The 21363-nt window shown below is 71.1% G+C and carries 22 protein-coding genes; 6 read left to right on the top strand and 16 right to left on the bottom strand.

Features of this window, described 5'->3' with window-relative positions:
- Positions 1–20 precede the first annotated feature (20 nt).
- Positions 21–950, top strand: a complete 930-nt coding sequence (locus tag ABZU76_RS22660; protein WP_354872694.1) for an ROK family protein — start codon at positions 21–23, stop codon at positions 948–950.
- A 16-nt stretch (positions 951–966) separates the two neighbouring features.
- Here the strand turns inward: ABZU76_RS22660 and ABZU76_RS22655 are convergent, their stop codons facing one another.
- Genes ABZU76_RS22655 through ABZU76_RS22635 form a run of 5 tightly spaced genes read right to left on the bottom strand, consistent with a single transcriptional unit; the run spans position 967 to position 5957 of the window.
- Positions 967–1767 (bottom strand): ATP-binding cassette domain-containing protein, encoded by an 801-nt coding sequence (locus tag ABZU76_RS22655; protein WP_354872692.1) that lies wholly within the window; start codon positions 1765–1767, stop codon positions 967–969.
- Positions 1764–2555, bottom strand: coding sequence for an ABC transporter ATP-binding protein (locus ABZU76_RS22650; RefSeq protein WP_354872690.1), 792 nt, complete (start codon positions 2553–2555; stop codon positions 1764–1766). Before ABZU76_RS22650 ends, ABZU76_RS22655 begins: the two co-directional genes overlap by 4 nt.
- A complete protein-coding gene (locus ABZU76_RS22645) occupies positions 2552–3442 on the bottom strand; it encodes an ABC transporter permease (protein ID WP_354872684.1) in 891 nt (296 codons plus the stop codon). The genes ABZU76_RS22650 and ABZU76_RS22645 overlap by 4 nt, the downstream gene beginning before the upstream one ends.
- The gene (locus ABZU76_RS22640) at positions 3439–4413 is read right to left on the bottom strand and encodes an ABC transporter permease (protein WP_354872681.1); all 975 of its coding nucleotides are present in this window, start codon (positions 4411–4413) and stop codon (positions 3439–3441) included. The genes ABZU76_RS22645 and ABZU76_RS22640 overlap by 4 nt, the downstream gene beginning before the upstream one ends.
- Entirely contained in the window at positions 4410–5957 is a 1548-nt protein-coding gene (locus ABZU76_RS22635; protein ID WP_354872679.1) for an ABC transporter substrate-binding protein, read from the bottom strand. The genes ABZU76_RS22640 and ABZU76_RS22635 overlap by 4 nt, the downstream gene beginning before the upstream one ends.
- Before the next feature lie 82 nt (positions 5958–6039).
- On the opposite strand from ABZU76_RS22635, the gene ABZU76_RS22630 reads away from it, so the two are divergent.
- From ABZU76_RS22630 to ABZU76_RS22620, 3 genes are all read left to right on the top strand, one after another.
- Entirely contained in the window at positions 6040–6843 is an 804-nt protein-coding gene (locus ABZU76_RS22630; protein WP_354872676.1) for an IclR family transcriptional regulator, read from the top strand.
- Positions 6833–7855 (top strand): serine hydrolase domain-containing protein, encoded by a 1023-nt coding sequence (locus tag ABZU76_RS22625; RefSeq protein ID WP_354872673.1) that lies wholly within the window; start codon positions 6833–6835, stop codon positions 7853–7855. Before ABZU76_RS22630 ends, ABZU76_RS22625 begins: the two co-directional genes overlap by 11 nt.
- Positions 7856–8068: 213 nt before the next feature.
- Positions 8069–9694 carry a M4 family metallopeptidase gene (locus tag ABZU76_RS22620; RefSeq protein WP_354872671.1) on the top strand — a complete coding sequence of 542 codons (1626 nt, stop codon included), beginning with the start codon at positions 8069–8071 and terminating at the stop codon, positions 9692–9694.
- 253 nt (positions 9695–9947) lie between these two features.
- Here ABZU76_RS22620 and ABZU76_RS22615 read toward each other — a convergent pair whose 3' ends face one another.
- The gene (locus ABZU76_RS22615; RefSeq protein ID WP_220239176.1) at positions 9948–10301 is read right to left on the bottom strand and encodes a DUF488 family protein; all 354 of its coding nucleotides are present in this window, start codon (positions 10299–10301) and stop codon (positions 9948–9950) included.
- A gap of 121 nt (positions 10302–10422) precedes the next feature.
- On the opposite strand from ABZU76_RS22615, the gene ABZU76_RS22610 reads away from it, so the two are divergent.
- The gene (locus tag ABZU76_RS22610) at positions 10423–11037 is read left to right on the top strand and encodes a hypothetical protein (protein ID WP_354872669.1); all 615 of its coding nucleotides are present in this window, start codon (positions 10423–10425) and stop codon (positions 11035–11037) included.
- A 19-nt stretch (positions 11038–11056) separates the two neighbouring features.
- On the opposite strand, the gene ABZU76_RS22605 is transcribed toward ABZU76_RS22610, so the two are convergent.
- On the bottom strand, positions 11057–11788 hold the full coding sequence (locus tag ABZU76_RS22605; RefSeq protein ID WP_354872667.1) for a TetR family transcriptional regulator: 732 nt from the start codon (positions 11786–11788) through the stop codon (positions 11057–11059).
- 108 nt (positions 11789–11896) lie between these two features.
- On the opposite strand from ABZU76_RS22605, the gene ABZU76_RS22600 reads away from it, so the two are divergent.
- Positions 11897–12364 carry a hypothetical protein gene (locus ABZU76_RS22600; protein ID WP_354872665.1) on the top strand — a complete coding sequence of 156 codons (468 nt, stop codon included), beginning with the start codon at positions 11897–11899 and terminating at the stop codon, positions 12362–12364.
- 264 nt (positions 12365–12628) lie between these two features.
- Here ABZU76_RS22600 and ABZU76_RS22595 read toward each other — a convergent pair whose 3' ends face one another.
- From ABZU76_RS22595 to ABZU76_RS22555, 9 genes are all read right to left on the bottom strand, one after another.
- A complete protein-coding gene (locus ABZU76_RS22595; RefSeq protein WP_354872811.1) occupies positions 12629–13003 on the bottom strand; it encodes a hypothetical protein in 375 nt (124 codons plus the stop codon).
- 204 nt (positions 13004–13207) lie between these two features.
- A complete protein-coding gene (locus ABZU76_RS22590) occupies positions 13208–13453 on the bottom strand; it encodes a hypothetical protein (RefSeq protein ID WP_354872664.1) in 246 nt (81 codons plus the stop codon).
- The gene (locus ABZU76_RS22585) at positions 13417–14286 is read right to left on the bottom strand and encodes a hypothetical protein (RefSeq protein WP_354872661.1); all 870 of its coding nucleotides are present in this window, start codon (positions 14284–14286) and stop codon (positions 13417–13419) included. Before ABZU76_RS22585 ends, ABZU76_RS22590 begins: the two co-directional genes overlap by 37 nt.
- 110 nt (positions 14287–14396) lie before the next feature.
- Positions 14397–15206, bottom strand: a complete 810-nt coding sequence (locus ABZU76_RS22580) for a DeoR/GlpR family DNA-binding transcription regulator (protein WP_220239169.1) — start codon at positions 15204–15206, stop codon at positions 14397–14399.
- A gap of 665 nt (positions 15207–15871) precedes the next feature.
- A complete protein-coding gene (locus ABZU76_RS22575) occupies positions 15872–16768 on the bottom strand; it encodes a cyclase family protein (RefSeq protein WP_354872658.1) in 897 nt (298 codons plus the stop codon).
- A 16-nt stretch (positions 16769–16784) separates the two neighbouring features.
- Positions 16785–17489, bottom strand: coding sequence for an ATP-binding cassette domain-containing protein (locus ABZU76_RS22570; RefSeq protein WP_354872655.1), 705 nt, complete (start codon positions 17487–17489; stop codon positions 16785–16787).
- The gene (locus ABZU76_RS22565) at positions 17476–19203 is read right to left on the bottom strand and encodes an ATP-binding cassette domain-containing protein (protein WP_354872652.1); all 1728 of its coding nucleotides are present in this window, start codon (positions 19201–19203) and stop codon (positions 17476–17478) included. The genes ABZU76_RS22570 and ABZU76_RS22565 overlap by 14 nt, the downstream gene beginning before the upstream one ends.
- 2 nt (positions 19204–19205) lie before the next feature.
- A complete protein-coding gene (locus tag ABZU76_RS22560; protein WP_354872650.1) occupies positions 19206–20084 on the bottom strand; it encodes a branched-chain amino acid ABC transporter permease in 879 nt (292 codons plus the stop codon).
- 28 nt (positions 20085–20112) lie between these two features.
- Entirely contained in the window at positions 20113–21300 is a 1188-nt protein-coding gene (locus ABZU76_RS22555; RefSeq protein ID WP_354872809.1) for an ABC transporter substrate-binding protein, read from the bottom strand.
- Positions 21301–21363 lie beyond the last annotated feature (63 nt).

The following is a 21363-nucleotide window of genomic DNA, read 5'->3' as shown; positions in this document are numbered from 1 at the left end:
GGGCGTGGCATCGTGACCGCATGAATTCCGGCGAACGGCCAGCACTGCGGCTGGTCCCGGCTGCCGAGCCGCGCACGCCGGACGCACCGCTGCTCGGCGCCGTCGAGCTGGTGCCCGGCCGCGTCCGCGCCGCGTTGCTCGACTTGTCGGGCACGGTGCTCTGGCAGGCCGAGGCGATGTACCCGCACGGCACGGCCGACCGCGGCGAGATCGACGCCGCGCTCGCCTCGGCGCTGCGGTTCCCGAGCCCGCCGGCCGGTGTCGGGATCGCCGCCGCGGGCCTGGTCGACGCGTCGGCGGGCGTGATCATCGAGGTCCACGAGGTGCCCGCGCTGCACGGCTACCCGGTCGCCGACGTCGTGACCCGGCTCGTGGGTGTCCCCGTGCACGTGGAGCACCTCGCGCGCGTGCAGGTCCTCGGCGACCGCTGGTTCGGCCCGGGCCGCGGCCGCACGACGTTCGCGTCGGTGTCCACCGGCGAGGTCCTCGGCGTCGGCATCCTCTACGACGGCGAGGTGCTCGCCCCGCCGGGTGGGCGCAGCGGCGCGCACATGACGGTGGCCGCCAGCGGCCTGCCGTGCACCTGCGGCGCACGCGGCTGCTGGAAAACCGTCGCGACCACGTCGTGGCTGCGCGCCGAGGCCGAACGGCGCGGCCTGGCGGCCCGTGGCGTCCGTGAGCTGGCCGGCGACCCGCTGCTCGACGAGTACGCGGGCAACATCGCCCTGGGCCTGGTCAACATCCAGCAGCTGTTCGCCCCGGGCCTCTTCATCCTCCACGGCGAAGCGTCCGAAGGCGGCGAAGCGTTCCGCGCCCGCATCGAGCACCGGCTGCGCGAGGACTCGTCGTGGGCCACCGGCGCGGAACCCCCGCGGGTGCTGGTCAACACGGGCCCGGCCGACGACATCGTGCTGCTCGGCGGCGCGGGCCTGGTGCTGTCGCGGCACTGAGCTCACGTCGGCCACCTCAGGACACGGCCCATCGCCGGGCCCGCCGCGGATCCGGGTCCGGCACCGCGTCGAGCAACGTCCGCGTGTAATCGTGCTCCGGCGCCGAGAAGAGCCGCTGTTTCGACGCGAGCTCCACGATCCGGCCCGCCCGCATCACCGCCACCCGGTCGGCGATCTGCTGCACCACCGCGAGGTTGTGCGACACGAACACGTACGTCAGCTGCAGCCGCGACTGCAGTTCGGCGAGCAGGTCGAGCACCTGCGCCTGCACGGAGACGTCGAGGGCGCTCGTCGGCTCGTCCAGCACGACGAGCCGCGGTTCGAGGGCGAGCGCGCGGGCGATGGAGATGCGCTGGCGCTGCCCGCCGGAGAACTCGTGCGGGTAGCGGTCCTGCACCTCCGGCGCGAGGCCGACGGCGTCGAGCAGCTCGCCGACCCGCGCGCGCAACCGAGTGCGGCCACGCCGACCGCGCAATCCGCGCTCGTGCGTGACCAGCGGTTCCCCCACGATCTCGGTGACGCGCAGGCGCGGGTTCATGCTGGAGTACGGATCCTGCAGCACCACCTGCATCTCGCGGCGCACCTTGCGCAGGCGGGCCGCGGGCAGCGTCGCCAGGTCGGCGCCGTCGAAACGGACACTGCCCGCCGTCGGCTCGGCCAGCCGCAGCAACAGCCGCGTCAGCGTCGTCTTGCCCGACCCCGATTCGCCGACCACGGCCAGCGTCTCGCCGGAGACCACGTCGAGGTCGACGTCGTCCACGGCGGCCACCGCGCCGTAGTCCTTGCGCAGGCCCCGGATCTCGACCAGGTTCGTCATACCCGCTCCAGCTTCGGTGTGGCGCGCAGCAGCTCGCGCGTGTACTCCTCTTGCGGTGTCTCGAACACCGGCAGCACTGCCCCGGTCTCGACCACGCGGCCCGAGCGCATCACCACGACCCGGTCGGCGACCTCGGCCACCACACCCAGGTCGTGGGTGATGAGCACAATCGCCATGCCGTGGCGGCGCTGCAGCTCCACGAGCAGCTCCAGGATCTGTGCCTGCACGGTCACGTCGAGCGCGGTTGTCGGCTCGTCGGCCACGAGCACCCGCGGCCGGCCGATCAGCGCCATCGCGATCATCACGCGCTGGCGCAGCCCACCGGAAAGCTGGTGCGGGTACTGGGCCGCCCGCCGTTCCGCGTCCGGGATCCCCGCCTCGGCCAGCGCTTCGACGGCGGCTTTGGCGGCTTCGGCCCGCGAAGCACGTGCGTGCCGGCGGACGACTTCCGCGACCTGCGCACCCACGCGTTTCACCGGGTTGAGGCTCGTCATCGGGTCCTGGAAGACCATGGCGACGTCGTTGCCGCGGATGCTCCGGAGGTCCTTTTCGGACAGTCGCAGTACGTCACGCCCGTCGAGCAGCACCTCACCCTCGTACACGCACGGCGGTTCGGGGTTCAGTCGAAGCAACGACAGGGCCGTGGCCGTCTTGCCGCTGCCCGACTCCCCCACCACCGCCAGCGTCTCGCCCTCGTCCACGGCGAAGCTCACGCCGTCGACGGCCGTGACCGTGCCGGTGTCGAGCCGGAACTCGACCCTCAGGTCCTTGATCTCCACGAGGCTCATGAGCGGTACGCCTTCGGGTCCGCGACGTCGCGCAGGACGTCTCCGGTGATGTTGACGGACAGCGCGGTGAGCATCAGCGCGATGCCGGGGAACACGGCCACCCACCACGACGTGCCCAGGTACAGCTGGCCGTCGCTGAGCATGCCACCCCAGGTCACGGTCTGTTTCGGCACGCCGAGGCCGAGGTAGCTCAGCGACGCCTCGGCCACGATCGCGGCGGCCACGTGCAGCGTGCCGATGGTGGCGAGCGGCGCCATCACGTTGGGCAGCAGGTGGCGGCGCATGATCGCGAGGTCCGTGACGCCGATCGCCCGCGCCTCCGTGACGAACTCCCTCGTGCGCAAGGAAAGCACCTCGGAGCGGATCACACGGGCGTAGGAGACCCAGCCCGTGAAGCCGAGCACCAGCACCACGTACCACAGGCCGGAGCCGAGGAACCCGACGATGGCGAGAGCGAGCAGGATCGGCGGGAAGGCGAGCTGGATGTCCGCCAGGCGCATGAGGATCCGATCGAACCAGCCACCGAGGAACCCCGCCACCAGCCCGATTGCCGCGCCGACGATCCCGGCGAGCAGCGCCGCGCACGCGCCCACCAGCAACGAAATCCGTGCGCCGTAACAAAGCCGCGAAAGGATGTCGCGCCCGAGCTGGTCGGTGCCGAGCAGGTGGCTCGCGTCACCGCCCGATTGCCACGCGGGCGGGTGCAGGCGCACCAGCAGGTCCTGCGCGCCCGGGTCGTACGGTGCGATCAGCGGCGCGAACACCGCGACCAGCACCATCAGCGCGAGCACGGCCACGGCGACGGCGCCGAGCCGATTGCGCAGCATCGCGCGCACGGCGCTCGGCCGGACGGATCGCACAGTGGCGACAGCGGTGATGGCGGTCATGAGGTCACCCGCACCCTCGGGTCGAGAATCGTGTAGGACAGGTCCACCAGCAGGTTCACGATCACGAACGTGGCGGCGAAGAACAGCACCGCCGCCTGCACGAGCGGGAAGTCGCGGTTCTGGATCGCCTCGACCGTGAGCCGGCCGAGGCCGGGCCACGAGAACACCTGCTCGGTGAGGATCGCGCCGCCCAGCAGCGAGCCGACCTCGAGGCCGATGACCGTGACCACGGGCAGCGCGGCGTTGCGCATGCCGTGGCCGAGCACGATCCCGCCAGTGCCGAGGCCCTTGGCTTTCGCGGTGCGGATGAAGTCCGAACCGAGCACGTCGATCAGCGACGAGCGCAGCAGCCGCGCGATCACCGCCACCGAGTACACGGCGAGCGTGACCGCGGGCAGGATCAGGTGTTCGATTCCGCCGTAGCCCGACGCGGGCAGGATCTTCAGCTGCACGGCGAAGATCAGGATGAGCAGGATCCCGACCCAGAAGGCCGGAGTGGACTGTCCGACCAGGACACCGGCCATCACGCCGGAGTCGCCGGCGCGGCCGCGGCGCATCGCGGCGAACGTGCCCGCCGGCACCGCGAGTGCCAGCGCCACGAGCAGCGCGGCCCCGGCCAGCTCCAGCGTCGCCGGGACGCGGGAGAACAGCACGTCGGTCACCGGCTGGTCGTAGACGAGCGAGGTGCCGAGCTGAAGCCGCGGCAGGCCGGCGAGGTAGTCGAGGTACTGCGTGATGAGCGGCCGGTCGAGCCCGAGGCTCGCCCGCAGCGTCGCCTCCTGCGCCGCGGTGGCGTCGGGCGGCAGGATCAGCTTCACGGGGTCGCCCGAGAGCCGCACGAGCAGGAACGCCGCCGTGGCCACGAAGAACAGCACGACGATCGCGGTGAGCACCTTCGTCACGACCACCCGCAGCACGCCCGCCCCGGCTCGCGCGACCGGCCGGGTGGCGGTGGTGACCGGCGCCGTCACGGGGTCACCTTCGCCGAGGCCATGGCGAGCACGCCGACGACACCGGGCTGCCACGTCGGCCTCGTGTTGACCGCGTAGGTGTTGTCGATCTGGTAGAGGAACACGAACGGCGCCTCCTGCTTCAGAAGTTTCTGCAGCGACGTGAACGCCTGCTGCCGGGCGGCGGGTGCGAGGGAGAGCTCCTCGGCGTCGATGAGCCGGTCGGCGTCGGCGTTGTGCCAGCGGCTCTGCCGCCGGTCGTGGCGGACGTTGGACTGCACGAGGCTCTCGGCGTCGAGCGTCCAGCCGGTGCTGGCGGCGAGGTAGATCGGGCCGAGCGCGCTGCGGTTGTTCGAGGTGAGGCGGCTGGTGTAGGTGCCGGAGTCCATCAGGTCGACGCGCGCCCGCACGCCGACCTTCGCCAGCAGCCCGGAGATCGCTTCGGCGACGTTGGAGTCGGCCGTCAGCGCGGTGATCGAGGTGTCGAAGCCGTTCGGGAAACCGGCTTCGGTGAGCAACCGCTTGGCTTCGCCGAGGTCACGGGTGTACGGCGCGATCGACGGGTCGAAGCCGAACGACTCGCGCGGGAACATCGTCGGCACCTCGCGGGCCTTGCCGTCGAGCACCGCCTTGATCAGCAGCGGCACGTCGACGGCGTGGTTGAGCGCCTGGCGCACCCGCACGTCGCGCAACGGGCCCTGCGTGGTGTCGAGCGAGAGGTACGAGGTGCGGATGCCCGGGAAGTGGCGGATCTCGACGCCCGGGTACCCCTGGATCTGCAGCGCGGCATCGGGCGTCAGGCCCGCGACGATGTCGACCTCGTCGCTCTGCAGCGACGCGAGCGAGGACGACGGGTCGGCCATCGGCAGGAACACGAGCTCGTCGTAGGCCGGTTTGCCGCCCCAGTACGCGGGATTCGCGCGCATCCGCAGCTGGTGGTCGCGCTCGAACTCCTCGAAGGTGAACGGCCCGGTGCCCACCGGATGCTTCGCGAAGCCCGCAGAACCGACCTGCTTCAGGTACTCCGGTGGCACGGCGACGCCGCCGAACAGCGAGACCTTGGCGGGGATGATCGGGTCGGCCTCGCTGCAGCGCAGGTCCACCGTCAGCGGGTCGACGACCACGGCCTGCTTCACATAGCGCAGCTCGACGATCGGTGACTTCGTGGCGGGGTCGAGCAGCCGGTTGATGCTGAAGGCCACGGCCTTGGCGTCACACGGCTCGCCGTTGTGGAACTTCACGCCGGGCCGGAGCTTGAAGCGCCAGGTCAGCGGGTCGGGCGAGGACCACGACAGGGCCAGCCCGGGTTTGAGCTGGTTGTCCGGACCTCGCGTGGTGAGCGTGTCGAACATGTTGATCAGCACGTTCATGGAGGTCAGGTCGCCCTGTTTCTGGGGATCCAGGGTTTTCGGGTCCGAGGTCTGGGCCACGCGCAGCACGGTGCCGGGAGTGCCGGCGGCGCTGCCGCACGCGGTGAGCAAGCTCGGCAGCGCGAGTGCGGGCAGCGCGAGGCCGCCGAGCCGGAGGGCGTCGCGGCGGGACAGGCGGGGACGCGGAGGTGCCACGGGGTGCCTACTCCTTTCGATCGTTTCGTGAAGTGAAAGACCGTTCCGTCAGATGGAATGCGATTGCGCTAAGGTAGGCGCCGTGACCAAGGCTGTCAACGACTCGGCGAACAGTCCCCGCGGCGCGGTGGACAAGGCACTGGAAGTGCTGGCGACCCTCGCGCTCCCGGGTGGGCCGCACCGGCTCGCCGACGTCGCGAAGGCCTGCGACCTGCCGAAACCCACCGCGCACCGGATGCTACAGACGTTCGCGGACGCCGGTTTCGCCGCCGCGACGGGCGGTGGCCAGTACGACGTCGGGCCACGACTGCTCGGGCTCTCGGCCGCCGTGCTCGCCGGCAGCCGCGCCACCCGGTCCACCCGCCCCGTGCTCGCTGACCTGCGGCGGCGGACCGGGCACACGGTGCACTACGCGGTGCGCCACGCCGACCGGGCGGTGTACGTGGAGAAGCTCGAGCCGGAGCAGGCGTACCGGCTGAACACGCGGCCGGGCGGCGAAGTGCCGCTGTACTGCACGGGAGTCGGGCGGGCAATCCTGTCGCGGTTGCCGGACGCCGAGGTCGACGCGGTGCTCTCCGGGCCGTTGAAGGCGTGGACGGCGAAGACTTCGACGGATCCGGCCGCCATCCGCGCTTCACTGGCCACTGTGGACAGTCTCGGGTACGTCGTCGACGACGAGCAGTACGAGGCGCATGTGCGGTGCGTGGCCGCGCCGGTGGTGGATGCCGACGGGGTGGTCGCCGGGGCGGTCAGCGTGTCGGGGCTGACGTTCACGCTGCAGCCGGAGGCGTTCGCGGCACTCGGCCCGCTGGTGGCCGAGGCGGCGAACCGGATTTCGGCGAAGCTGGGGCCGGCCAGCTTGCAGGCGGTGTCCGATGAGGACTGAGCTGCTCGATCTTCTTGCTTCTACATCGGGCTTGTACTCGGCCGCGGCGTGGTCGGTCGGCACAGCCGATGAGGTGCTCGACCGCGGGGTGCTCGGCACGCGTTGGCACGGCGGTCCGGAGACGACCGAGGAGAGCCGATGGGATCTCGCGTCGGTGACGAAGCCGGTCGTCGGGATCGTGGTGGTGGCGCTGGCCGAACGGGGGCTACTCGACCTCGACGAGCCACTCCCCCGGCACCTGCCGGCGTATGCGGGCGGCGACAAGGCCGGGATCACCGTGCGGCAGCTGCTCGCGCACACGTCCGGGCTGCCGGGCGGAACTCCGCTCTACCGCGAGCATCCGACGCGGGAAGCGCTGCTGGAGGCGATCCGGACCGGGCCGTTGCGTTCTTCACCCGGCACGCGGGTCGAGTATTCGTCGCAGGGGTTCATCCTGCTCGGGCTGATCGCCGAGGCCGCGGGTGGCGCACCGCTCGACCGGCTCGTGGCGGAGCTCGTCACACAGCCGTTGGGGCTCACGGCCACCGGTTTCGGTCCTGCTGAGGGGTTTCTGGCCGACGCGGTGGCCACTGAGGACTGTCCGTGGCGCGGCCGGGTCGTGTGTGGACAGGTGCACGACGAGAACGCCGTGGTGCTGGGCGGGATCTGCGGGCACGCCGGCTTGTTCGCCACGCTCGGCGACGTCGAGCGTCTCGGGCAGGCGCTGGCCGGCGGCGCGCAGGCGTTGCTCAAACCCGCGTCGCACGCGGAGATGATCGCCTGCCACACCGAAGATCTCGCGCTACGCCGCGGGCTCGCGTGGCAGGACCTCGACGTGCCGGGCTCCCCCGTCGGCACCGCCTTGGAACCCACCGCCTACGGCCACACCGGCTTCACCGGGACCAGTCTGTGGATCGAGCCGGATCGTGGCCGTTTCTACGTGCTGCTGACGAACCGTGTGCACCCTTCGCGGTCCACGCCCGGGATCGAAAAGGTGCGGCGCGAATTCCACGCGCGAGCCGCGGTTCTCTGATCCCACATCCTGGACATCGGCCATTTCGCCGCCGGGCCGGAAGTCGTTGGCGGAGAACGATATCCGCTCCAGCGTGTCCGTTTTGGGGGTTTTCCATCCAATGGCTGGACCACGATCCACTTCCTACTTTCGGCGCTTCTGAGTTTCGGACCGGAATCGGAAACTTCTTCCACGGGCCACTCGGGTTGGCCCTCTGTGCGGAAGGTAGACCGTATGTCTTCGAAACGACTGGCCGTGCTAGCTACAGCAGTGGCGGCTTCGTCGATCCTCGTGGCCGCCGGTGGCGCCGCGAGCGCGTCGCCCCAGCAGACCCAGGTGAGCACCGACTCCCTCGGCCGCGTCATCGCCGTCCAGCCCGCGGCACCCGTCGCCGCCGCACGCGGCCTCGCCGGGAACGCCGCCGCGGCCGCGCAGTCGCACACCGCGGACCTGGCCCGGCAGTTCGGTCTCGCCATCGGCGACCTCACGCTCACCAGCGTGCAGTCCCTTCCGGGCGGCAGCGTCGCGCGGCTGCAGCAGAACGTCGGCGGGGTGCCGGTGTACGGCGCGCAGATCGTGCAGGACCTCGACGGCAGCGGCGCGCTCATGGCCGCGCTCGGCAAGACCACGCAGCGCACGCAGGGCTCGTTCCCGGCCGACGCGAAGGGCGCCCAGGACCGCGCGGCCAAGGTTGCGCACGCCGCCGTGGCGCAGAAGGACGCCGGCGTGCTGAAGACCGGCGCGGAAACCGCGTACTGGTACGACGCGAGCCTGGGCGGCGACGGCGCGAGCGCCACCGCCGTGCCGACGTACTTCGTGCCCGTCAACGGCGTGGACCCCGAGGACAAGTGGACGGTCGTCGTCGGGGCCGACACCGGCAAGGTCCTGCAGGTGTGGGGCGAATCGGAGGCCGCCACCAACCGCGTGGTGTGCGACGCGAACCGCAAGGTCGTCGACCTCGACATCGCGACGCTGGCCGACCTGCGCTGCGGCGTGGGCACCGCGTTCGGCGTGACCCGCGGTGAGGGCCAGGCCGCGGTCGCGACGGCGGACGTCAACAGCGTCTACGACTTCTTCGGCGACGCACAGAACTTCTACTCCCAGTTCGCCTCGTACGACCTGACGGCCAACATCGGCACCGACTACCACGACGGCAAGGGCAAGGCCCTGCGCGGCACCGTGCGCATGTGCGAGGTGGAGACCGAATCGGACGGTCGCCGCCACACGCAGTGCCCGTGGGCCAACGCGTTCTGGGAAGGCGAGCAGATGGCCTTCGGCGAAGGCGTGACCACTATGGACATCACCGGACACGAGCTCACCCACGGCGTCACCCAGCACACCTCGCAGCTCGGCAACGGCTACGCGGGCGCGCTCAACGAGGGCATGTCCGACGTGATGGGCCAGTTCATCGCCATCAAGTCCGGCGACGCCAACGTACAGGGCGCGAACCGCTGGCTGATGGGCGCGGGCTCGTCCATCGGGCAGGTCCGGGACATGAAGAACCCGCCCAACTCGGGCGAGGGCCCCAGCCCCGACCGCGTCAACGGCCAGTTCTGGGTCGGCGCCAACGGCGACCCGCACATCGACGCCGGCGTCGTCGACAAGACGGACTACCTCATCACCGACGGCGACACCTTCAACGGCCAGACCGTCCGCGGCATCGGCGAGGACAAGGCCATCGCGCTGTGGTGGAAGGTCGAGAACCTGCTGCGCCCCACGTCCACCTTCAAGGACCTCGGCACGGCGCTGAACTCCGCCTGCACCACCAACGCCCGCACCGGCGTCGCCGGCACCACCACGGCCGACTGCACCCAGGTCGCCAACGCGGTGAAGGCCACGCAGCTGAACCTGGCTTCGTAGGGCTTTTTCTTCCTGGCCGCTGCCGGCGCTCGCTTCCGCGGGTGCCGGCAGCGGCTTTTCGCGTCGGTGTCGCGAATCCGGCCGTCTCCGACGCCGAGGGATGCGAGACACGCCCCGGTGCACGGGCCACTCGCTGCGGCAGCCGCGCAACCCGGCTGCCGCCGGCGCCCGTTCTTCGGCTGCCGGCAGTTTTCGCGTCGGTGTCGCGAACCTGCCAGCGCTCGGTGCTGCGAGCGGGGACGATGGGGCTGTGTCAGTCTTCCGAAAGCAGCTGCGCCAGGACGGCGGCCTGGCTGATGTCCAGGGCGCGGCTCGCGGTGAGCAGCGTGAGCGGGCCCTGTGCGGCGCGGTCGCGCAGGGCGGCCAGGGCGTCGGCGGCCGGGCCGGGCGCGGCGAGCTCCGCGCGGTAGCGGCGGGTGAACTCGGCGAACCGGTCGGGGTCGTGGGCGTACCACTTGCGCAGCTCGGTGGTGGGCGCGACGGCCTTGCACCAGTCGTCGAGGGCGGCCTTCGCCTTGGCCAGGCCGCGCGGCCAGACGCGGTCCACGAGGACGCGAGTGCCGTCGTCGGGGCCGGCGGGGTCGTAGACGCGTGCGATGCGGACCATCGGGTCATTGTCGTCCATCCGATTGTCCGGGACAGCGTGGTCCGGCACAGCGTGGTCCGGCACAGCGTGGTCCGGCACAGCATCGTCCGGCACAGCATCGTCCGGCACAGCGGAGCCGGCCGTGGCTAGCGCGCCCGAGCGCAACCGGGTGACGCCACTGGGCGAGATCGTCGCGATCCCGCTGCGCGGCGCGTGGACGGGCAACCGCGGCATTCTCCACTCCGGACACGAGATCGTGCGCACCCACGCGAGCGACCTGTGGCTCACCTGCCGACTCGAGTTCCGCGGCCGGTGGCGCGAGCAGTGGCTGCCGCACCGCTACACGCACCTGTACTTCCACGACGAGGCCGTCTCGTTCTCCGCCGGGCACCGGCCGTGCGGGGAATGCCGGCGCGCGGACTACGTGCGGTACCGCGACGGCTGGGCCGAGGCGCTGGACGTCGCGCCGCCGTCCGCGCGGGCCATGAACCGTCAGCTGCACGCCGAACGCCTCGCCGGTCGCCGGCGCCGGCTGCACGAGCTGCCGTGGGCAGAGCTGCCGGATGGCGTGTTCGTCCTGCGCGAAGACCGGCCCGCGCTGGTCGTGGACGGCGGCCTGACCGACTGGACGACCTCCGGCTACGGCCCACGCCACGCCCTGCCCCGCCGCGGAACGGCCCAGGTCATCACGCCACCCGCGACCATCGCCGTCCTCCGGGGCGGCTACCCGGTCGAGATCGCCGCGACGGCACGCTGAGCAATGGCACTGAGTGCACTTATCGGTCCGCTTCCGGGTCCTGGAAGACCGCGCCGAGCCGGGCCATGACCTCCGGCAACGGCGTCGCGGTACTCAACACCGCGACCACCGTCGTCTCGGCGTTCACCGGCCGAAAAGCCTCTCCGACCAGGGCAAACGCCCGCGCCGCACTCGCCGCGATGTCGTCCTTGCCGCCACTGCGCAGCCAGCGCCGCAGCACGTGGTTGTTCGCCGCCGCGATCGCCGCCGCGGCCACGGCCGCCCGCAGGCTCGCCGTGCCGTCACCCTGGTCGGCGAACCGCGTCTGCAGGTACCGCGCGAGCACGCGCTGGTACCGGTCGACGGTCGCGACTTCCTTGTCCCGCAACGAAGTCACCGTCCGCGTGAGCGTGAACCGCTTCAGCGACACGTCGAGGTCCGCGGCGTAGTAGTCGAGCACCAGGCTCACCGTCGAACACGCCACCTCGACCGGATCTCGCGACGGATCCGCGCGCTCGAAGGCCTGCTCCATCTCCGTGACGATCTCGTCGTGGTTGGCGAAGAGCACGTCGTCCTTGGTGTCGAAATACCGGAAGAACGTGCGGCGCCCGACCCCCGCCGCGGCGGCGATCTCGTCGACGGTCGTCGCCTCGTACCCGTTGGCCACGAACAGGTCCACGGCCGCCGAGGACAGCGCGCGGCGCAGCTGCCGTCGGCCGGCGGCCGTCGCCCCGACCCGGGTGGCCGGCGCGCGGCGCTGCGATTCCGTCATGCCCGAAGACGGTAGCAGGCCGCCTTGCTAGTGGCACTGAGTGCCGTTAGACTCGTGGTCGGACCTCGGACCCCTGTGACCATTTCCCCCGACCGGAAGGCATCGACGATGAGCCTCGACACCCAGCTCCAGCCGACCGAGCTCGCGCCGGTCGAGCACGCCCACGAACGGTTCGACGCCTACTACGGCCGCCTCTTCGGCTGGTCGGTGCGCTGGCAGGGCAGCCGGCTGTTCCTCGCGCTCGAAAACGGCCTGTGCGCCGTGACCCTGCCGAAGCTCGCCGCCGGCCCGGTGCTGCGCCACCTCGCCGACACCGGCTGCCAGGGCCCCGTCCTCGTCCTGCCCACGCAGCACGGCCCGCGTGTCGCCATCCTCGCCGAGACCGACGGCCTGGTCCCGCCCCGCACCACCCTGCCCGCCGACGTCGACCTCCTCGACTGCGGCGCCCTCGTCCCCCTGCCGATCGGCCCGCAGGTCCCCGGCGTCTCGACGGAGTGGCTCGCTGCTCCCGACCCGCGGCAGCGCTGGCTGCCGAGCCTCAGCGCGGTGCTGGCCGGGGTCCGCGTCCGCCACTGACGACGGTCAGGCGCGCCATGGTCGCTTCCCCGACCCACTGTTCTTCCCGACCCACCGTTCTCCCCGAACCACCGTTCTCCCCGACCCACTGTTCGCCCAGCCGGCCGACGTTCACGTCCGGCCGCGCCCCGACCGTAACGCCCTCGGGTGAGGTCCATGGTCGTCGGCAGTCACCTCGGCCCCGAAAAATGTGCGCGCCCAATCAAACGGCGAGGGGCGACGCACAAGTCCTGTGAGAATTCGGACACCCCGTGCGGGAAAGCGTCAGCGGCTGGCCGCCAGCTGTCCCCCGAGGATGGTCGCGGCCCGGTCCACGAGGTCGTCCACGCCGGCGACGAGCGTCTCGATCTCGGCCCACCGGCGGCGGTCGCGGTCGGCGTCGGGCGCCAGCGCGGTGTCGACGAGCAGCAGGAGCGTGTCGATCTCGTAGGCGAGCTCGGCGAGCTTCAGGAACGGCACGTGGTCCGGCGGCGAACCGGCGGCCGCGCGGGCGCACGCGGCGTGCCCCATCGAGCGGCAGACGGCCTGCAGCCCTGCCCGGATCTCCTCCTTGCGGGCCCCCGCCCGCGGGACGCCGGTGCGGATGTTCCAAGCCACCGAGAGGAGGCAGCGGCCGGCGTCGTCGAGGGAGGTGTTCATCACCGCGCGAGTCTCGTCCCAGACGCGCGGGTGACGGCCCCGCTCAGCCGTTCGACACGCGAAGGCCACCGGATCGGGTGAACGCCGCGTTGTCCTCCACCGAAAGGCGCTCAGTGTCCTTTGTAGATAACGATCGCTTCGGACAACAGCGACACTCCGACCATCAGCGAGACCCCGACCAGCACCGGCAGCGACCCGGCCACCTCAGCGTCCACTTCGGCCGGCGGCCACGGGTCCGCGGTCGGCCGCGGCGGCCAGGCTCGTGAGCATCATGTGCACCCACAGCGTGTGCTCGGCGGTCTTCTCGACGGCGTGGCTGTCGTTCGGCTCGGCGACGAGGAAGCCGCTCGGGACCCAGCTGCCGTCGGGGCGCTGGGAGTCGATGTACCAGCGGGCCATGCGCAGCACGTGCTTCAGGTGGTCGCCGGCCGGGTCGACCTCGGCGGCCATCGCGGAGCCCCAGCCGAACTTGCAGATCTGCATCGACTCCCAGTGGTTGTACTGCGCCTCGGTACCGGAAGCGGACAGCCGCAGCATGCCCGTGGCGATCTCGCGCGCCGCTCGTCGCGCGTGACCATGTAGTAGCGGCTGAGGAACGCGGCGCTGATGCCCGGGTTGTAGAACGCCTGGCGCGGCTCGCGGAAGTCGACGCGGCTGATGAACTCGTCTTCCTGGTCGGCGACGGTGCGCAGGCCGTTCGGACCCCAGGAGGCGTAGAGCACGTGCGGCAGTTCCGGTTGCGCGGCCCACAGCCGGTCGAACCAGCCGAACGCCGCCTGCGCCACGTCCGACTGTCCGCTCGCAAGCGCGGCCAGCCCAAGCTGTGCGGTCGGGAACACGAACTGTCGGCCGGTGCGCACTTCCTGTCGTTCCATGAACGCGCCGCCGGTTTCGGGATCCTGGAAGGACTTCCGCATGGTGTCCACGAGCGCCAGCGCGGTGTCGTAGCGCTCCAGCGCCCACGCGCCCTGCGCCAGCAGCGAATGCGGGTAGGTCGCCCAGCGCGAGGTGAACGCCTCGCGCGGCACGCCTTCGCGCAGGTCGCCGGTGGCGGTGAGCGCGTTGCGTTCGATCCAGGACATCACCTGCGCGGCGACTTCATGTTCGCCGACGAGCGCGAACGTCCACGGCATCCGGTAGTAGCCGTTGCGAAGGTCGGCTGCCGCGGGCTTGCCGTCGTCGCCAACGTGGTCGAGCAGCCACCGCACGCCGCGAGCCCGGACTTCGCGCAGTCCCTCGCGCGCCGTTTCGAGCTCCGCCTCGGGAACGACCTCGACCGTCATGCGACCCCGTCCTCTCACCCGGGCCGGCCGCCGCGCCGACGCCCACCCGAACCTAGGCGCGCCACACCAGCGATGTCAATAAAACAACATCCACTGACAGGAAAGCAACATCAGGCGATCGCGTGATCCTCCTCGATCGGCACCGTGATCACCTCGACCTTGTACTCGCGCAAGGCTTTGCGGTAGCGGTCGGGCAGCCGGTCGTCGGTCACGAACACGTCGACGTCGCCGAGCGAACACGCCCGCACCATCGCCGAGAGCTCGAACTTGCTGGAGTCGGCCAGCAGGATCACCTCGTCGGCCACCTCCACGAGGGCCCGCTTGGACACGGCGTCGAAGTGGTTGCCGCAGAACACACCTTCGCTCGTCAGCCCCGACGCCGCGAGCAGCAGCGTCCGCACGCGCAGCTCGCCGATCGCGGCCACGGTCATCGGGCCGGCGAACGACTGCGAGCTCTGGTGCAGCGTGCCGCCGAGGCTGATCACGTCGAAGCCTTCGCGGCCCAGCAACGTGTTGATGATCGGCAGCGACGCCGTCACCACCTGGAGGCGCGCGCCGTCGGGCAGGAGCTTGGCCACCTCGTGCGTGGTCGTACCGGCGTCGAACGCGACGGCGCCGGCGTCGGGCAGCAGCTCCAGCGCCTTGCGGGCGATCGCCTTCTTCGCGTCGCCGTGGCGCGTGGTGCGGGCGTGGAAGTCGGTCCCGTCGATGGCCGCGGCGGGCAACATGGTGATGCCGCCGTGCACACTGCGCATGCGGCCCTCGCCCATGAGCTGCCGCGCGTCCCGCCGGATGGTCATCTCGGAAACATCCAGCGCGACGGCCAGCTCGGCGACAGTGCAGAACCCCTGCGCCTCCACCAGCGCGACGAGCCTGCCCCGACGTTCCTGTGCGGGCGACAGCTGGGTCTCGGATGTCACGCGTTCCTCCGGGTCTCGGCGCTCCCGGCGGCCCCGTCACCGCGACGGGCCCTGCCGGATCCGTCCGATGTTAACCAGTGTCATTTCCCGAACACCACCTCGCGGCCCCACCACCGGTCCCCCGGCGCCGACTTTCTCGCCCACCCCCAGGTCGCGCAGTTTCCGGGCGGTCACGACCGGCCCCCTCGCCTGGGCGTTTTCCGGCCTTGTTCCAGGCCGATCGCGGGCGGGGGCGGCCCGAGGCAGCGACTTTCTCGCCCCGACCACCCAAGACCCGCCACCGCGCCCGCGAGCGACCCGATAGGCCGAGGTCCACGCCCGGCGCCACAAACGCACCTCGCGGCTTTATCCCGACAGCACCGAGTTCGCCGCCGCGCTTCCCGAGTTCACGGCGCCGGCATGACGTCACGGCGATCGCGGGCAGGGCGGTCCGAGGCAGCAACTTTCTCGCCCCCGACCACCCAAGACCCGCCACCGCGCCCGTACGAGCGGATCTAGGCCCCAGCGCTCCGGACGCACTTCGACGCTTCATCCCGACAGCACGCAGTTTGCCGCCGCGCTTCCCGAGTTCACGGCACCGGCCTGACGTCACGGCGATCGCGGGCGGGGCGGCCCGCAGGCAGCGACTTTCCCGCCCCGACCACTCGCGACCCGATCCACCGGCCTTACTTCAACGCGATCGCGTTGGCAGGAGAACCGACGCCGCCCCGCAGGTTGATCGGGGCGGAGGTGAGGAGGCATTCGTAGCGGCCGTCACGGGCGCAGTGGGCGGCGAGTTCGTCGAGCCACCACAGCTCGCCGAGCGGCACGCCCAGCAGTCCGATGAGCCGCGGGTGCAGGGCGACCTCGCCGAGCGGCAGCGCCTCGACGGCGATGTTGTCGCAGGCCAGCGAGCTGATGCCCCAGTCCCACAGGTAGGCGAGCACCGCCTCGTCGGCCGCCAGGCCCGGGCCCGTCGTGTCCTCGCGCACTGCCGCCCGCTCCGAGGCCGGCGCGCGCTCGTATTCCGTGGCCCAGCCCGTGCGGATCAGCAGGATGTCGCCCGGGCGCTGCTCGACCCCGCAGGCCGCGCGGCACGCCTCCAGGTCCGCCGCCGTGATCTCGGCGCGCGTGCGCCAGTCGAGCGGCCGGCCCTGATCCGCGAGGAAAACTCCGATGTCCAGCAGCACCGCGCGCCCGGCGATGCCACGCGCCGCCCAGACGTGAACGCCGTGGTCCGCGGCGGGCAGCCGGTTGTGGAAGCCGCCGTCCGGCCGGCGCGCGTGCAGGAACCCGTCCCACTGCGACGAAGCCTGGAGGTAGTAGCCGTCGAGCCAGTCGTCGAGGTTGCCGCGCGGGGTGGTGAACACGTGGTGTTCGACCTGTTCGCGGCTGAACAACGGCGGGTCCACCCAGTCGACGGGCGCGTTGAGGCTGAACACCGCGCCCTCGCGCACGAGCGTCGCCGCGTGCGCGATCGCCGCGGGCGTCTGCAGGTTCAGCGCGCCCAGCGCGTCGCCCGCCCCGAACACCCCGGCGGCGTCGCCGCCGGGCAGGTCCGCGTAGGCCGGCCGCTCAGTCATCCGTTCCTCCGATCGCTCACACCGCTCCCAGCAGGATCTCGCGCACCACCGAGGGATCGCGTTCGTACTCCACCGCCGGACGGTCGAACGGAATCGTCCCTCGGTCCACGATCGCCAGCCGATCCGCGTACTCGATCGCCTGGTCCACCAGCTGTTCGACGACCACCACCGCGCGCCCCGAGTCCGCGCGCGCCCGCAGCGCGGCCATGATCGGCGGGATCAGCACCTGCGCCACGCCCAGCGAAGGTTCGTCGCACAACAGAACGGGTGGGTCCAGCATCATCGCCTGTGCGATCGCGAGCACCTGCTGTTGCCCTCCGGACAGGTCGCCGGCGAACACGTCGAGCCGCTCGGCCAGCAGCGGGAACCCGGCCACCACTTCGTCGAACCGCTGCGTCCGCCGCGCGAGGCGCAGGCCGTAACCGCCAAGGCGCAGGTTGTCCCGCACGGTCAGCTCCCCGAACACGCGATGGCCCTGGTGCACCAGCCGCACGCCCGCGCGGGCCCGGGCCGAAGGGCCGCGGCGCAACGGAGTGCCGTCGAGCGTGGTGGTGCCGGCTTGTTCGGGAACGAACCCCGCGATCGTCGAGAGCAACGTGCTCTTGCCCGCGCCGTTCGCGCCGGCGATGAGCAGCAGCTCGCCCGCGTCGACGGCGAGGTCCACTCCGTGCAGCACGGTCATCGAGCCGTAGCCCGACCGCAGTCCTTCAACGCGCAGCACGGCCGCTCCCCACGATCACGTCCATCGACTCGCTCTCCCGCACCTCGGCCGCGGCACCGGTCGTGAGCACCCGGCCTTCGGACATCACCGTCACCGTGTCCGCGATCCCCCACACCAGGGGGAGATCGTGTTCGACGAGCACCACCGTCGCCCCGCTCACCGCGACGAGGCTGCGGATGAGCGAGACCAGCTGCTGCCGTTCGTTGAGCGACAACCCGGCCGCCGGTTCGTCGAGCAACACGAGCCGCGGCGCCGAAACGCAGATGCGCAGCAGCTCCAGCCAGCGACGCTCGGAATGGGTGAACGAGGAGACCGGCACGCCGCGCAACACGTCGCGGATCCAGGCGTAGTCCCGATCCGAACCCTCCCGGATGCCGAGCTCGATGTTGTCCCACGCGTCGAGCGAGTCGAACACCCGCGGCGTCTGGAACCCCCGCGCAACACCTGCAGTGGCGATATCCACCGCCGAGCGGTGGTTTTCGGACATCCCGTCGAGCGAAATCTCACCCGCGTCCGCACGAACGAGACCGGAGATCACGTTCAGCGTGGTGGATTTCCCACACCCGTTGGGACCGATCAGCGCATGGACCTTGCCCGCCACGGCCTCGAAGCCGACACCGTCCAGCGCGACCACCGCGCCGAACCGCTTCGTCACCCCAGACACCTCGAGCTCCAGACCCTTTCCGGGTTTCCGCTCGCCCTCCAGCCGCCCGATCATCGCCGGGATGTCCACGGCCGGCTTCGGCGCCGGTTTCCAGATCTGCGCCGCGAGGCGTTTCAACGGTGGCAGCAGCCCGTCGGGCAGCAGCGCCATGATCACGAACGCGAGCACACCGTAGATCAGGTCGCGGTAGTCGGAGAACTTCGTGAGCAGCAGGTTCGGCACCACGTACAGCACGAACAACCCGAACAGCGGCCCGATGATCGTGCTGTCGCCACCGACCACCACGGTGAAGTACAGCAACACGCTGAACGACACCGGGAACGCGTCCGGGCTGACAAAGCTGAAGTACGGCGCGTACAACGCACCCGCGACACCCGCACCGACCGCGGCGATCACGAACGCCGCCACGCGCACCCGCCCCGGCCGGATCCGCAGCGTCTGGGCCGCTTCCGGGCTGATCGCCGCCGCACGCATCCGCCGCCCCAGCCGTGAACCACGCAACACCGCGTGTCCGAAAAGTGCCAGGATCGCCAGCGCGAGCACGATCAGGCTGAACGGCTGGAACGCACCGCTGTGCGCGTCGACCGGCCGCACCACGGTGAGCGGCACACCGGACACCGCGTGCGTGAACGTGCTGAACCCGTACAGCAGCTGCGGGAACACCACCGCGGCCGCCAGCGACACGAACCCGAGGTAGTAACCCTGCACGCGCAACGCCGGCAACGCCAGCAGCAGCCCGAGCACCCCGGCGATCGCGATCCCGAGCAGCACCGCGAGCACCGGATTCCAGCCGTACGTCGCCGTCGCGAGCGCCGTGCTATACGCGGCGGCGCCGAAGATCGCGCCCTGGCCGAAGGTGTACTGGCCGGACTCCGCGCGCAGCACGTTGGTCGAGGCCGATGCGATCGAGTAGATCGCGACGATCGTCAGCGCGTAGGCCCAGTACGGGTCGCCGCCCAGCGCGGGCACGAGCACGGCCAGCGCGAGGATCACCGCGCCGACCCCGGATTCGCGCATCGCGGAGGAGTTCACAAAGGACAATCGAGGCACGCTCACACCCTTCTCGCGGCGGGACGGCCGAACAGGCCCTGGGGCACGACGAGCAGCACGACCACGAGGATCCCCAGCACCACCGCCGACTGGAAGTCCGCGCCGATCCACGTGGTGGCGGCCTGCGTCGCCATGCCGAACAGCGGGCCGATCAGCACCGCGCCCTGCAGCGAGCTCAGCCCGCCGACGATCGCGACGGTGAACCCGCCGATCACCAGGTTCAGCCCGCTCGTGCTCGACAACGCGAGGATCGGGCCGAACAGGTAACCGGTGAGGCCGAGAATCAGCCCGGCGATCGCGAACGACGCGATCTGCAGCCGCCGTGCGGGAATCCCGGCGGCGCGCGCGACGTCGTAGTCCTGCCGCAACGCCTGCATCGCGAGGCCGGCATCGGTGCGCCGGTAGAAAAGCGACAACGCGGCGAACACGACCACCGCGAACACGATCGCGACCAGGTACAGCACCGAAGTCTGCACCCCGAACACACCGAAGCTGCCGAAGACGGTGGGGATGTTGAGCGAGTCGCTGCCCAGCGTCCGCTCCACCAGCGCGCCGATGATCACCGACGCCGCCAGCGTCGTGACCAGCCATGAATGCTGGCTCGTGCCGCCCCGCAACGGCAGCAGCGTCGCCACCCCCTGCACCGACACCAGCGCGACGATCACCGCGACGACGGCGAGCAGCCCCAGCACGTATCCGCCCACCCCGACGCCCGCCGGGAGCCAGGACACGGCGAGACCGCCCGCGGCCACGACCCAGAAGCCCTGCGCGAAGTTCAGGATGGTGCTGGTGTTGTAGATGATCGTGAGCGACATCGCGATGAGCGCGTAGATCGCGCCGCTGCCGATGCCCCGGACGAGGACGATTCCTAGTTCCTGCATGGTTCCCTCTCGAGAAGCTGCGTCCCGGTCACTGGCATCCGGCCACCTTCTTGAACACCCCGGGCACCACGGCCGTGCCGGGTGCGACCGCGACGAGCGCGTCGTGCGAGGTGAGGAAGTGCGACGCGGGAGTGATGCCGAACGGCGCGTTGACGTAGCCGTCCTTCAGCCCGGAAGCGTGGTGTTCGAGCCAGTTCGCGACCGAACCCCCGGTGATCGATTTCGAACCTTCGGCACCGGCGGCGAACAACAACACGGAGTCGTGGGTGTTGGCCGCGAGGTCGGTCTGCGCGGTGGCCGCGGCCTTGGCGTCGAACGCCTTGAGCTGCGTGCGGAACTGCGCCGTCTCCGCCGGGACCTGCGCGGCCGAGCAAGCGCCGAAGCCGGGGTACTCGAGCGCGGTGACGTTGCGGTACGCGTCGGGCCCGGCGATCGCGGTGGCCGGCCCGGTGAACGTGGTGCCGTAGTTGCCGATCACGGGCACGTCCCAGTGCAGGTCCTGCAGCGCCTTGAGCGCGCGGCCGGTGTCCTGGCCGTTGGACGCGAACACCATCAACGCCTGCGGGTTCGTGTTCTTCAGGTTCAGCACCTGCGAGGTCATGTCCGCGGTGCCCGACTGGTACTCCGCCGAGCCGGTGACGGTGATCCCGTTCTGCCTCGCCGCGGCCCGGATGGCGGCCGAGCCGAGGCGGCCGTACTCGAGGGTGTCGGAGAGGATCGCGATCTTCCCGTACTGCTTGCTCGTGGCGAACCCGACCTGCGCCAGGCCCTGGTCGCCCGCGCTCGCGGTGATCGAGAAGCTGTTGGGCGCGGCCTTCGGGCCGAAGGCGGGTGAGGCGGAACCCTGCACGTTGTAGACGTTGGCGGCGTTGATCGTGGTGATCAGCGCGGACACCTGGCCGGACGCGGTCGGTCCCACGAGCACGTCCACGTGTTCTTGCAGGATCAGCCGCCGCACCTCCTGCACGCTCTGTGTGAGGTCCGACGTGGTGTCGGCCGTGACGACCTCGAGCTGGTGCCCCAGCACACCGCCCGCGGCGTTGAGCTGGGCGACGGCGACCTCCGCGCCGAGTCGCACGGAGCTGCCGACCGTCGCGTTCGGACCCGTGAGCGGCACGGCGACCCCGATCCGGATCGGACCGTCGCCCAGTGTTCCCGGCAGCGCGGAACCGCCGCCGCAGCCGGCGAGAGTCGCCAGCAGGCCGAGCACGAGCACGGCGCGCAACCCGCGGGATCGCCGGGACCCACGGATTCCACGGTGCCCGGCTGTCCGATGTGG

This window comes from Amycolatopsis sp. NPDC005232 (assembly GCF_040607795.1).
GTDB lineage: Bacteria > Actinomycetota > Actinomycetes > Mycobacteriales > Pseudonocardiaceae > Amycolatopsis.
Note: the sequence above shows the minus strand (reverse complement) of the source record. Positions and strands in the feature narration are given on the sequence as shown.